The 13,618-nt window shown below is 42.0% G+C and carries 9 protein-coding genes and 1 riboswitch; of the genes, 6 read left to right on the top strand and 3 right to left on the bottom strand.

The annotated features are described in order from the left end of the window. Window positions 1–26 precede the first annotated feature (26 nt). Window positions 27–2,039 carry a DNA polymerase III subunit gamma/tau gene (gene dnaX, locus KCG35_RS15350; protein ID WP_215820670.1) on the bottom strand — a complete coding sequence of 671 codons (2,013 nt, stop codon included), beginning with the start codon at window positions 2,037–2,039 and terminating at the stop codon, window positions 27–29. A 355-nt stretch (window positions 2,040–2,394) separates the two neighbouring features. Further along, window positions 2,395–2,500: riboswitch (SAM-I-IV-variant riboswitch) on the top strand. 39 nt (window positions 2,501–2,539) lie between these two features. Here dnaX and KCG35_RS15355 point away from each other — a divergent pair. After that, window positions 2,540–2,896, top strand: a complete 357-nt coding sequence (locus KCG35_RS15355) for a hypothetical protein (protein WP_215820671.1) — start codon at window positions 2,540–2,542, stop codon at window positions 2,894–2,896. A gap of 174 nt (window positions 2,897–3,070) precedes the next feature. On the opposite strand, the gene KCG35_RS15360 is transcribed toward KCG35_RS15355, so the two are convergent. Next, a complete protein-coding gene (locus KCG35_RS15360; protein ID WP_215820672.1) occupies window positions 3,071–3,748 on the bottom strand; it encodes a MarC family protein in 678 nt (225 codons plus the stop codon). Between the two features lie 929 nt (window positions 3,749–4,677). On the opposite strand from KCG35_RS15360, the gene rarD reads away from it, so the two are divergent. The 5 genes from rarD to KCG35_RS15385 all read left to right on the top strand — a co-directional run bounded on the left by rarD (window position 4,678) and on the right by KCG35_RS15385 (window position 9,733). Continuing rightward, window positions 4,678–5,580, top strand: coding sequence for an EamA family transporter RarD (gene rarD / locus KCG35_RS15365; RefSeq protein ID WP_215820673.1), 903 nt, complete (start codon window positions 4,678–4,680; stop codon window positions 5,578–5,580). 184 nt (window positions 5,581–5,764) lie between these two features. Further along, complete coding sequence (locus tag KCG35_RS15370; RefSeq protein WP_215820674.1) at window positions 5,765–6,745, top strand: bifunctional helix-turn-helix transcriptional regulator/GNAT family N-acetyltransferase; 981 nt, start codon at window positions 5,765–5,767, stop codon at window positions 6,743–6,745. A 40-nt stretch (window positions 6,746–6,785) separates the two neighbouring features. Beyond that, entirely contained in the window at window positions 6,786–7,568 is a 783-nt protein-coding gene (locus KCG35_RS15375; protein ID WP_215820675.1) for an AzlC family ABC transporter permease, read from the top strand. Then, window positions 7,561–7,890 (top strand): AzlD domain-containing protein, encoded by a 330-nt coding sequence (locus KCG35_RS15380; RefSeq protein WP_215820676.1) that lies wholly within the window; start codon window positions 7,561–7,563, stop codon window positions 7,888–7,890. Before KCG35_RS15375 ends, KCG35_RS15380 begins: the two co-directional genes overlap by 8 nt. A gap of 109 nt (window positions 7,891–7,999) precedes the next feature. Then, window positions 8,000–9,733 (top strand): amidohydrolase, encoded by a 1,734-nt coding sequence (locus KCG35_RS15385; protein WP_215820677.1) that lies wholly within the window; start codon window positions 8,000–8,002, stop codon window positions 9,731–9,733. A gap of 106 nt (window positions 9,734–9,839) precedes the next feature. Here the strand turns inward: KCG35_RS15385 and KCG35_RS15390 are convergent, their stop codons facing one another. After that, window positions 9,840–13,100 (bottom strand): sensor domain-containing protein, encoded by a 3,261-nt coding sequence (locus KCG35_RS15390; RefSeq protein ID WP_215820678.1) that lies wholly within the window; start codon window positions 13,098–13,100, stop codon window positions 9,840–9,842. Window positions 13,101–13,618 lie beyond the last annotated feature (518 nt).

Here is a 13,618-nt window from a genome sequence, read left to right on the forward strand (position 1 = left end):
CTCAATAAACGGGTTATGGTAAGTATTTAATTCTTCTCATCTATCGGGGTGATCGATTGTTCCACGATTGTAGCAGAAAACTGTGCTAACAACGCCTGGACAATATGATCATTTTCAATACTTTGTTTGGCCTCTGCCAGGCGCTTGGCTTTCTTTTCCTGCGCCCAGCGGGCAGGTGTCATTTCTGTCACTTCATCAGTTGAAATCTGTAAACGAACGGATTCACCAAACCACTTGCTGATAGCTTGCTCAATACGAGACTGGTGAGTATCACTAAATAGCATGGACTGTTTTTCGTCTAACACCAATGTCCACAGATTTTGATCCATACTCATGAGCGCCATATGAGAACCTAAGGTTTGGGTCACACCACCCAGCCCTAACAGCCAAAAGAGTTCAGGCCATTGCTCAGGTGACATGCTCGAAAGTGCTCTGGCCACACTCGTATTGATCTGAATTTCACTGACGTGCTGCGCTACTGTCTGGGCAACTTGTTTATTTAACTCAGATCTACCTGATTCTCCAGCACTGAGCTTATCTACAGGTTGCTGTAAAGGATTAGGTTGAAAAGATGTTTGTTCTGAAGATTCACCTAATGGTGGCGCACTGGCTTCAATATCATGCAGACCCACCTGTTGAGTCGTTGCCGTCTCTGTAGCCGTTGCAGCACGAACCTGTAACCTACTATTATTCTGAGAAGCATCTCGATTTTCTGATGCATTAACGTTATCAAGAGGATTGAAAGTACCTTCTGGTGCTGGTGAAGCCTCTGGTTGTTCAACCAGATGACTTCTCAGTGATGACTTTGGGGGCAGCGGTATCTCCGCAGTAGGGGAATCCTGCTGTACATCATCAACGAGTGATGTGGCTGAAACCTCCATTGATGCGACATGAGCGTCTGCTGTTTGCCCATCCGAGGTCTTCACTAATGCCTGTTGAGGCGGTCCTTCTACAGGTGTTGGACGGAATGCCAGCATACGGAGCATGACCATTTCAAACCCTCCTCGAGGATCAGGGGCTAATGGTAAGTCACGCCGTCCTAGGAGGCCAATTTGATAATAAAGCTGAACATCTTCAGCAGTCATTTTTGCTGCTAATGCTAATAACCGCTGTTGATCACCTTGACTATTATCTACCGCATCCGGAACCATTTGCGCTAAAGCAATACGATGCAAAACAGACAATAAATCCGCTAGTACACTTGTGTAGTCAGGTGCAAATTCAGCAAGATGCGCAATAGTATTCAACAGTTGTTGTATATTGCCTTCGGCAAGCGCTTCCACAACATGAAAAACCTGGTGAGGATCAATCGTCCCTAACATAGTAGCAACTTCTGACTCGCGAACTTCGCCACTACCAAATGCGATGGCCTGATCAGTTAAGCTAAGCGCATCCCGCATACTACCATCTGCCGCCCGAGCCAACTGCCAAAGCGCCGATATATCAAAACTCACATTTTCTTCAGCCAGAATAAACTGTAAATGGCCCACAATTCGCTCAGGCGACATATTTTTCAGCGCAAACTGCAAACAACGAGAAAGTATAGTGACAGGTAATTTTTGGGGATCTGTTGTTGCCAGTAAAAACTTAACATGAGGCGGTGGTTCCTCTAAAGTTTTCAGTAACGCATTAAAACTATGGGCAGACAGCATGTGAACTTCGTCTATCAAATAGACTTTGTAGCGGCCACGGGTGGGGGCATATTGAACATTTTCCAACAGTTCACGGGTATCTTCGACTTTGGTCCGCGATGCTGCATCCACTTCAATTAAATCAACAAAACGGCCCTCATCAATTTCACGACAGGCGTCGCATTGCCCACAGGGTTCAGAACTAACGCCTTGTTCACAGTTCAAGCTTTTAGCGAGGATACGGGCAATCGAAGTCTTTCCTACCCCTCGCGTACCTGTAAACAAATAGGCATGGTGTAAGCGATCATGGTCTAGCGCATTGACCAGTGCCTTAAGCACATGCAATTGCCCTACAAGTTGTTTAAATGTGCGTGGTCGCCACTTACGTGCCAGTACCTGATAACTCATGCAAAGATTTTTCCGCTGTGCACTTCTTGAATTGAATAGAGGCTATTTAAGCCAAACCCAGTATGTTAGCTGAGAACCCTTGTAATTGCACCCTCTCCCAGGTAAACACTTGACTAAATTCAAGCGTAGACACTACGCAAATAATCTCAGCCATTCACTAAAACTTTTTTACCTTTCCACACCCAAAGTGACAAATGCAACACATGAAACATCACTCTTAACAAGGATAACTTGTCAGAACTTAAGAACCCTGATTTAATTAGCGATCATTAAATGCTGCTTATAGCAACAATTTTTTGTGACATCATTTAGTACCTAAATGTAATGGTGTCACCAATGTAATGCTTAGACCAGTAAGTAACATCAAGAGTAGGACTGACGTCCTCGCCAACCTGCTATTCCTAGGCAAGGTGGATTCCGTAATGCGGAGATGTGGCCCTTAGGCAATTAAAATAGGCCCCTTAATCAGCGTCAGTTCTCTAATAGGCTAGGAGAACACCATGCAGTGTGATTTTGTGGTAAGCCAGTACGCACCACATCCCAAAAAGACGACACCTGTCCTAACACTTCGCGATCAAGCGTCGATGAACTGGTTTATCCATCACCAGCATTATGATTGCTCATTGTTTGTCTGGATTTCCCAAGCCTGGCTTAAACAACCCCAAAAATTTAGTCTCCCTCGCTATCAAGTATTTGTAGAATTTCGTGATAGCAATCGCTGTTGCCGTTATCATGAGTTCACCTTTTCCAAACTTGAAGAAGCGTTACAGTTTATCCATGGTCCATTAGCCCATCGTCGCCTGATAAATATTTCCCCCCATATGACACGGCTGTATCCTGTTAAGAAAGATAATTAATACACCTAGCAGCTTCGTATCATTCATTGAATTGATATGTAAATAAAGGGGTTGGAATATCCGGACTGACCAACATTTCAGCGGATTAAGATGAGAAGAAGGATTGTTTGTGGGCTCATCTCAATGGAAATAGCCCACTCTTTCAAATATGGGAAAGCCTTTATGGTGAAAACATTAAGCTTGTGGGTTAATCATTAGGATTGATTGTAAAATGGGTTTAAGTCCACCAAAGAAAAACTCTACGGCAATCACCATCACTATCAATCCCATAATACGCATTAAAACCTTATTTCCACTTTCCCCTAAGCACTTCATGATAGGTTTAGCAAATAATAAGAAGATATAGGTAACCCCACATACTCCCATAATGCTTAAAAATAAAATACTATAATACAACATGTGATTACTTTGGCTCATTAAAATAATCACCGTAGCAATTGCACCAGGCCCCGAAATCAATGGAATCGCCAAAGGAGTAATTGCTAAGTCGTTCGTATACTCTTCAGTATCTTCAAGGCTACGCTTATCAAACTTGGTGCGACTAAGCCGAGCTTGAACCATTTCATAGCCCATCAAAAAAAACAGTACACCAGCCACAATTTTCAGGCTATCAACTGAAATTGAAAATACTTTAAAAATAAACTGCCCTGTTAACGCAAACAACACTAATATCACCGCAGCAGTAATTGTGGCTTTTAAAGCTACATGACGAGCATCACTAGGCTCAAGATCATGAGTCATCGCTACAAAAATGGGCGTAATACTTAGCGGGTTTATCATAGTAAACAACGAGGTTATGCAAAGCAGCACAAACTCTAATAATTCATTATACGACAACTGATCCAATACCATAGCTGAATACCTAAATACCCGGTTTACAGGTGACGCAAATACTTATATCCTGCTCCATGGGGAGTTAAACCACTCACTGTGAATGCAAGATAGCAAAACGCATTAATGTCTATCGCACATGTTTATAAAGGTGTAATCCAAACACCCAGGTTGCTAAAGAGATCCTTTTGAATAAGCACTACGTATAAAAAAGGCTCAAAATTATGCTTCACACTTTACATCGTAGTGACTTTATCTTGACTCATTGAGAAAAGACCTATGGCTCTCTGAGCGCAAAAAGCCTTCCAATGGATCGCTATAGCAATACAGAAACTCGAAGAAACTATTTTTAAACAACAACCCCTTGCCTGGTTTTATCGCTGGCTAGTGATATTACGCCCTTGTGAATGAGTTATCCGGGCACACTACGCTTTACCAGCTCGGAACACACCATGAGCAAAAAAACCAAGGGTTAGTTGCAGCCATTTAATATATGTATATATGAAATTGTTAAGTTAGATATTTTTGAGCACAAACCTGTGCTTTGGATTATTTTGGCGGCGCCATTATAGTCAAATCTTAGCCAATGAAAAGCTATCCTATGAGAGTTTAGTACAAGTACTTATTTAGCCCCATTCAATTAATTAAACAATATTCAATACAAAGGTATATTCAATGTGATGATATCATCATAAGGTCAAGAATATTAGCACAGATACACAAATGGTTATGTATGCTACTACAGGCTTTTTTCCTGTATAAAACCATTGACATCTGATGCACAAAATACCCCCACAGTTGATTACTCCCTCAACGGTCATTATTTAGGGTCTTGCCAAAAAAGCCTACTAAGCATAAAAGGCTTAACTCAAGAAGGTTATGGCAATATTCCCTGATGAATCCTTCTGAGGATATAGAATATAGGTTTGTAGTACTTAGGAGTTATTGTTATGGCTGCATCACGCACAGGAACACTGTGTGCTATTAGTGCCTTTGTTTGGTGGGGACTCTCCCCTATTTACTTTAAGCAAATTGGACACGCATCTTCTTTTGAAATCATTAGCCACCGTGTGATTTGGTCAGTTCTTTTATTGACATTAGTATTGGTCATTCAAAAACAATTGCACACACTAAAAGAAATCATCAACGATCGTCGCAAGTTACTGCTATTAGTAGGCGGAGCCATACTCATAGGTGGGAACTGGCTAATATTTATTTGGGCTGTCACCAATGGACAAATATTGGAAACGAGCTTAGGTTACTTCATTACCCCTTTGGTAACCGTGCTGTTTGGTTTTATGTTGTTTCGTGAACAGTTATCTCAAGCTCAGTGGATTGCTGTGTCGATTGCTTGCTTAGGCGTTGTTATTGAACTTATTCAGTTAGGACGATTGCCCTGGATTGCCCTGATTCTTGCAACCTCATTTGCCTGCTATGGCGCAATTCGTAAAAAGGCACAAGCACCCGCAGTTGCAGGCCTGGCAGTGGAAACCTTGGTATTACTGCCAGTTGCGTTGACTTACTGCCTATACTCCAACTACACCAGCCAAACAGTATTTACATCCTCATTTTACGATGGCTTTATGCTGAGCTTAGCAGGGGTGGTTACAACGATTCCCCTTTTATTATTTACCGCTGCAGCAACTCGGATTCCACTTAGTACATTGGGATTTATACAATATATCGGACCTACCTTTACCTTCTTTTTAGCGATTGTAATCTACCAGGAGCCTTTATCTCTCACACGCTTATTTTCATTCAGCCTGATCTGGTTTGCTTTGGCTTTGTTTACCCTCGATGGTTGGAACCGTTTACGTAAACAACGAAAAACATCTGCATCCTTGCCTGAGTAAGATTGCAGAATGATATGTAATCAATTAAAGTAATTATATAAGCACTTACGTAATTGCTTTAACATCATGAAGCATAGTCCCAAAAATGCGGATAAGCGAATGAAAAAGCTCGCAAACGTAACACGTTTTGTTTTGATAAGTACCAAGTAGTGAGCACATCAAAGAAGGGTTAAAGGTAAGTAATATGGATTTCCTTGCAGAACTGGATTATTTAGCACTAGGTAGCCGCCTAAAGCGGCTGAGTGATCAGCTTATTAGCGAAGTAACGCAAACCTATAAAACGTTAAATATCGACTTTAACCCTCGTCTATTTCCACTACTACAACTGCTTTATCGTCATGGCCCCAATAGTATCAGCGAGCTCAGTCAAGCATTAGGCGTTACCCATGCTGCGGTTAGTCAAATGGCTAACATGATGGTGAAATCAAAATTAGCTATCAAACAACCAGACTCAAACGATGAAAGACGACAATTACTTGAATTGACGCCACAAGCCAACCAACTTTATCAATCACTTATACCACTGTGGCAAGCAATGCATTCAACACTGCAACAATTTGGTAGTCAGCAAGGCTTTTTACTGTTACCTGCGATTTCTGCAATGGAACAGGCAATCAATCAAAACTCTTTGCAACAAGCCTGGCTTGCTAAACTCAATCATATCCAAGATAACGTATCCCAAACCAATTCCAGCCCTGCAGAAATAAAACTATCTGGTTGGCAGCCTGAATGGCGTGAGCCGTTTGCAGTGCTGAATTTACAATGGCTAGAACATTACTTCTCTGTCACCGCGCTGGACAAATACGCACTATTCCACCCAGAAGAGTATTACCTGAATGATGGTGGCTATATCCTGTTCGCTGCAGCAGATTACCAACCCATTGGCACCGTAGCTTTAAAAAGAATAACTTCAGATATCTTTGAGCTTTCTAAACTCGCTGTTGAAGAAACACATCAACAGCTGGGTATTGGTCGCCGCCTCATGTTATACGCTATCAGCATGGCAACCATGGTCGGTGCCCAATGCCTGGTGCTCCAAAGCAATCGCCAGCTTAAAGCAGCACTTCACTTATATCGAGAGTTAGGCTTCAAAGAAACAGGTCCTATTGATGGCCTACCTGAATTTCCCAGAGCCGATATTTATATGAAAAAAACCTTACGCTAAAAAATCAAAAAACAATGTTGTTAATTGAGCTGTAAATCTTATGAACACAACCAACTCATTCGTTACCAATCAAACAAATTATCACAAGCATGCTTTTATATCAGGCATGCACCAAACCATCCCACTCGTAATTGGTGCACTTCCTTTTGGCATTATTTATGGAACACTTGCGTTGCAAAGTGGCCTGAGTGAATGGGCTACACTTGCTATGTCCCTCTTTGTGTTTGCAGGTTCCAGTCAGTTTATTGCCATAGGACTCCTGGCCAGTAGTGTTAGTCTGGAATTAATTATTCTCACTACAGCCATCGTCAATCTCCGGCACTTACTCTATGCAGCATCCCTGTTGCCTATGGTTAAGTCCTTAAACTTTCGCTGGCGGGCATTAATGGCTTTTGGTCTCACAGATGAAACGTTTGCGGTGGTATCAAGCCATACAGCCAAATTACAAAACATAGATCAGCTGCAATCAGTTGCTAATAGTGATGCCTTAACAAACCAATACCAACACTGGCTGTACTTAGGCTCAATGTTTACCCTGTATTTTTGCTGGCAAATAGCTACATTCTTGGGTCTACACTTAGGCCAGACACTCCCAGCCATTGATCAATTAGGTTTAGAAATCGCTATGCCTATTACCTTTATAGGCTTGCTTATTCCCCAGTTACGATCAGCACCTATGCTCACTGCCGCTATTAGTGCCGCTGTGGTCGCTATTATTGGCCAACAATGGCCTCATCAGTTAGGGCTGATTGCTGCCGCAGTGACAGGTGTAATGATGGGTATTAGTACCACTAAATTACTGGAGAGAAGTCAACGTGTTTGAAGTACTATTAATTACTGGCATGTGTGCTGTTACATACCTCATTCGTAGTCTACTTTTTTTAGCGGCACAACAAGTTCGTCTATCAACAAATACCCAGCAAGCACTGAGCTTTGTGCCTGTTGCCGTACTCAGTGCCATTATTGCGCCAGCGATTCTGTCATCAGAGCAGCAAACGCTTAACCTTTCTATTCACAACCCTGCGTTAATAGCGGCAGTCGCAGCCATCATTGTTGCCTGGTGGAAAAACTCTCTGCTATTTACCCTGGTCGCAGGAATCAGTGTTTTTATGTTGAGTCGCTGGGGGTTAACAAGTTTTATCTAAATAGATTCATGGTACTTAATAAACTCATAGCACCTAGCCTGTCATTTAAGTGTCATCAACTATAGGCAAGATCATTTTAACCAGCATGGAGCATAAGGTTATATAAAGGATGATTGTTAACAAGGTCTGTAAATATACAATAAGTTTGGTATGTGTTTGGCTACTTACCTGTACACTGTCGTATGCTTCAGAGTGGCTGATATACAATGTACAAGGGTATACATTAACAGCCCAAAACCAGTTAAAGACATTTTCAGCACTGCATATCAGCGATGACAAAGTCAAAGCTATTTACCAAACATCCAACCAATGGCTACAGCTACCTTCCACAATTACCAAAGTAAATGGCCAAGGCTATGTCATTCTGCCAGGCCTAACTGATGCTCACGGTCATGTGCTGGGCCTTGGCTACAAACAGCAAAACATTGATTTAACGGCCAGCCGCTCCAAGCATGCCGCCCTGCAAAAAATCAAACAGTTTGCTATTGATCATCCTAAACAGCAGTGGTTGATCGGCCGCGGCTGGAATCAAATGCACTGGCAACCTCAAACCTATCCACAAGCACATGACTTAGACTTAGTCATTAGCGACCGTCCCATCTGGTTACGTCGAGTAGATGGTCATGCGGCTTGGGCCAACAGCAAAGCTATGAAAATTGCAGGTATTAATGCCAATACGCCAGATCCTGAAGGCGGCCAGATTCTCCGTAATGAAAAAGGCAAACCAACGGGTATTTTTATCGATCGAGCCATGGACCTGGTTCGAACACATATTCCAGAAACACAAGCTAACGAAAAACAACAATTGCTGAAAAAAACACTACTGCAGCTAGCCAAACTGGGTATAACCAGTGTGCATGATGCTGGGGTGTCAGGTGAAACGCTTGCGCTGTACCAACAACTTGCCCAGCAACATCAGCTACCCATTCGAGTCTATGCCATGCTTTCAGCGAGTGCTGATGATTATCAACAATGGCTGCCGAAAGGTCCTATCTTCTCTACTGACAATATGTTCACCTGGCGCAGTATCAAACTGATGTTTGATGGAGCATTGGGTAGCCGAGGAGCAGCCCTTTATAACGATTATGCTGATGCACCTGGACAGCAAGGTTTACTACAATATTCTCTAGACCAGGCAATAAAAAAAGTACAGTCTGCTTTTCAACAAGGCCTGCAAATAAATACCCATGCGATTGGTGATCGTGGCAATGGCACTGCGCTCAAACTTTATCAACGTTTAGCTAAAACCAATATAAAACAGTTGAAGCACAAGCAGCCAGGACGCCACCGCATCGAACACGCGCAAATTGTTGATCCTAACGATATGGATTTATTCAATAAACTTCACTTAATCGCATCTGTTCAGCCCACTCATGCTACCAGTGATCGTGATATGGCTGAACAGCGTTTAGGTCCAAAACGCCTTGATGGTGCATATGCCTGGCAGCGCTTAAAACAACATGGGATTGTGCTTACAGGTGGCTCTGATTTTCCTGTTGAGCCTGCTAATCCTTTTTATGGTTTGCATGCCGCCATTACACGTCAAGAGCGAGCACTAAAACCTCGCGCAAGCTGGCTACCCAGCCAACGACTTAGCCGTGAAGAAGCATTGGCACTCTTCACCCAAAATGCAGCTTATGCCGCGTTTCAGGAAAAAATTCTGGGTACCCTTGAACCAGGAAAATACGCTGACTTTATTATCATCGATCGGGATTTATTTAGTATCCCAGATAATAGTATTTGGCAAACTCAAGTTATGGCAACTTTTGTTGCAGGAAAACGTGTTTGGCCAAAACAAGATCCATTTCAACTGAAAGCAAGTACATCAAAACAAAGTAACTGACTTTAGAGGTGCCATTTACTAAAGATTAAAGAGTCTATTTGAGCCAAAATACCCAACACATTTATTATTGACAGATATTATTTGGCCTTTTCTCTTCAAATTTTGATTAAGCAATTTTATTAATAGGTTGATGAGTCCTTAAGTATTTTTCTAAGTCATCAGGGTCGAGAGGATTACAGTACAAATAACCTTGCGCTTCATCACATGACAAGTGTTGTAAATATTGTTGCTGCTCAATAGTTTCAACACCCTCAGCGACTGTTCTTAAACCCATTGTTTTTGCCAGGGTAATAATTGAACGAACAATGACCACATCATCTTCCCCCTCAGTGCTTGATGAAGAAATTTGATGCACAAATTGCTTGTCAATTTTGACACAAGAAATAGGTAGCCGATTTAAATAACTAAGAGAAGAATAACCTGTACCAAAGTCATCAATAGAAATACCTAATCCAAGCTCTTTAATATCATTAAGCAGCATAACGGAGCTTTCTACATTAGACATAACCGCTGTTTCAGTCAGCTCCAGCTCTATATCAGAGCCTTGCAATTGATGCTTTTGTAACAAATCACGAATATTGGTGTGTAATTGATGATTCTGCAATTCATAAGCAGATACATTGATCGCCACACGGAGCGAATATCCCTGACGTTTCCAACAAGTTGCTTGTACAAAAGCCTGCTCAACCACCCACCGACCTAATCGATGGATCAAACCTGACTGTTCTGCAATAGGAATAAACTCTGAAGGAGGAATCATTTGATATTCGGGATGATGCCAACGTGCTAAGACTTCAACCGCAGTAACTTCACCATTGATCAAGCTTAAACGTGGTTGATAAAGCAAATACATTTGTGAAGAACCAATCGCATGCTGCAAATCTTTCTCTAACCTAGCACGACGCTGCATAACCTCTGCTTGTTCTTCTTGAAAGAGTGATACCTCAAGGCCTTTATGTTTGGCTTGATACATCGCCACATCAGCATTTTTAAAGAGCTCAGAAAGCGTATCACCATCTTCCGGAAAACAAGCAATACCTATACTGGCTTCCAATTGAACTTGATTCCCCAGGATATAACATGGCTCATGAAACGTATCATGAATACGATTGGCTAAATCGAAGGCTAGTACTGAGTTACACTCAGGAAGAATCACGGTAAACTCATCACCCCCTTGCCGACACAAGGTATCCATCTCCCGCAAACAACTTTTAACGCGCCGTCCTAATTCGATTAAAACACCATCACCCACATCGTGGCCCAGTGTATCGTTAATATGCTTAAATTTATCTAAGTCAATCAGCATAACCCCCATACTGTGATTGTGGCGTTTGGCAATTGAGAGACTTTGCTGTGCGCGTTCAAGAAGCAATCGACGGTTGGGTAAGTTAGTCAATGAATCATAAAAGGCCATGTTTTCAATTTGTTCCATACGCAAGACACGATCAGTGATATCTTTGTGGATACCAATAACACGGGCAGGTTGCTGATTAGTATCATAGGCAACCACTTTGGCACGAGACAACATGTGTATGACTTCCCCATTTTTATGGATCATACGAAACTGTGCTTCATGCTCCCCTTCTTCTATCACCTTATGCAGCAAGAAATCCCGGGCATGTTCCTGATCATCTGGGTGAACATACTTAACCCAGGCATCCAACGAATGGCCAAATTCATCCGGGCTGTATCCCATCATCGTGATATAGCGTGGACTGTAAAAGACTTTCTTTTGTTGCAGATCGATATCCCAAATGCCTTCATCCGCCACTTCAAAGGCATAGCGAAGCTGTTCTTCACTGGCTTTAAGTCGCTCTTCAGCCTCTTTCCGTGGGTTAATATTGGAAACTGTCCCCAGTAATCGTGCTGGAAACCCTTGTCGATTAATAAGCGCTTTTCCTCTCTCCAACACCCAAAGGTAGAATCCTTCTTTATGACGCTTACGATGCTCACTGATATAAAACCCTTTATCACCACTGGTATGACTTTGTAACTCCCTTAACGTTTTTTCTCGATCATCTGGGTGAATTAATGACAGCCACTCTTGTCCCTTGTTATCCATATCGCCTTCCTGATAACCAAACATGGCATACCAGCGAGGCGAATAGAAAAAATCATTATTGACGACATCCCAATCCCAAATACCATCCTGACTACCCTCTAACGCGAGTTGCCAGCGCTCTTCCGACTCTTTAAGACGGTCTACGGCCCATTTCTGTTCGGTAATATCAACACCAAACCCCGTAACCCCAGTAATGTAGCCATCGGATGTCAGCGTTGGATAATAGCGCATGTCATAAACGATACGTTCTCCTTCAATCGATAAGTATTCTTGTTGTTTTTGCGAGGTTTCGCCGCGCACAATTTGGTTAAAAAAACGTAATCCTTCTTCTTTATTGATTATTTTTTCTGCTAGGGCCAAATACTCCATCCCTACCCCAATTTCATTACCCGTGACACGTTGCATCAACTCACGATGGGTTTCATTAAAGAGGGTATAGTGAAAGTCCAAGTCCAATGAAAATACTTGAATAACAGGGCTATTTAACATTGCTTGCACTTGGCTGCTGGCGGCATTGATACCTTCAGCAGATGTTACGGGGGCATGCATTCTTTCCAAGGTTTCTCGCAGTCGGTCCATCTCCTCTTGCATTTCTTGTTGACCAGAGAATAGGGAAAAAAGCTGTTTTTCGGCCAGACCATGAACAGGGCGTTGTTCCCATTTGGTATAAACCAATAGCATTAACGTCGCGATCAAAACAGCGGTGCCCACACCAAGGATACCAATATGGGTAATATCTTGAGCATATAGATAATTTGTAAATGCCGTCAGCTCCCGGAGCATGAGATCAAGTAGTAAAACCACCATGAGTGTAATGACTACTCGAATCACCAATGGCAACCACTGTTCAAGCCTTTGTATACACTCCCAGGTTACTGCCGTAAGAATAAACGTCACAATAGTTACCAGCGCACTCAATAATCCTGGCCCTAGTAACGGCACCATAAACATAGGATCAACTACAATTTTTTCTGCAGAAAGTGAAATAAGCAGTAGGTTAATGCTGGGTACTAGCGCACTGACAACACAGATGCCAATACCTACACGAGCAGCAAAGTCCCCCTCATAAATATATAGCAGCAGAATTTGCAACATCATGCTGCTATAAATAGCAACATCTACTAATAACAATGACTGAGGATCTTTTGATAAGCGTAAATCAGCATAGCCAAATCGCCATAACAGCACGCTCAAAATAACTAACATGCTGTAGGTAATGGCTAAGCTCAAATGATGCCGTAATCGAAAACAGAACAGCACCAACAACTGCATTATGATCGTGATAACAATAAAATTAGCTATCACTCCACCCCCTTGAAGGTTGCTTAACGTCTGACATGGGCTAAATTACAAAGCCTACACCCACCCAGCTTATAAATACTTCAAGCCGACATAACTGCCACACACGACTCAACCTTCCATGGCTGACCAAGCCTTAATCTAAATGTAGTTCAGCACTGCTATCGGGCAATAGTTAAGTAAAAAAAAAGCGTCAACCTTTAACACAAATTCAGAAATTATTGACAAAGTAACAAAGAAACTGTCAATTATTTGTTTTGTAGTTTGTCTTCAATACTATTCTATAACTCACATACCAAACGATTTATTTAGTTGCAAAAAAATCTATTTACAGGAAAAGTACTCACTTTATGAAATATCCCCATAATGAATACTTTAGGGCATCGCTAAAAATAGTGATTTTTAGAAATGCCCTTTAATGAATAGGTACTCAGCAAAACCTATAATAAAGCCATTCCTAAATGGGCATAGATGAAGCTGAAAACACGTACCACTTCTGTGTCAATATCCATAACGAAGGATTT

The sequence above is a fragment of the Zooshikella harenae genome (genome assembly GCF_018837975.1).
In the GTDB taxonomy this organism is placed as follows: Bacteria; Pseudomonadota; Gammaproteobacteria; order Pseudomonadales; family Zooshikellaceae; genus Zooshikella; species Zooshikella harenae.

Coding starts and splice junctions, on each gene's coding strand:
- KCG35_RS15385 (WP_215820677.1), top strand. CDS start 8,000: ATGATTGTTAACAAGGTCTGTAAATATACAATAAGTTTGGTATGTGTT.
- KCG35_RS15375 (WP_215820675.1), top strand. CDS start 6,786: ATGAACACAACCAACTCATTCGTTACCAATCAAACAAATTATCACAAG.
- KCG35_RS15355 (WP_215820671.1), top strand. CDS start 2,540: ATGCAGTGTGATTTTGTGGTAAGCCAGTACGCACCACATCCCAAAAAG.
- KCG35_RS15360 (WP_215820672.1), bottom strand. CDS start 3,748: ATGGTATTGGATCAGTTGTCGTATAATGAATTATTAGAGTTTGTGCTG.
- rarD (WP_215820673.1), top strand. CDS start 4,678: ATGGCTGCATCACGCACAGGAACACTGTGTGCTATTAGTGCCTTTGTT.
- dnaX (WP_215820670.1), bottom strand. CDS start 2,039: ATGAGTTATCAGGTACTGGCACGTAAGTGGCGACCACGCACATTTAAA.
- KCG35_RS15370 (WP_215820674.1), top strand. CDS start 5,765: ATGGATTTCCTTGCAGAACTGGATTATTTAGCACTAGGTAGCCGCCTA.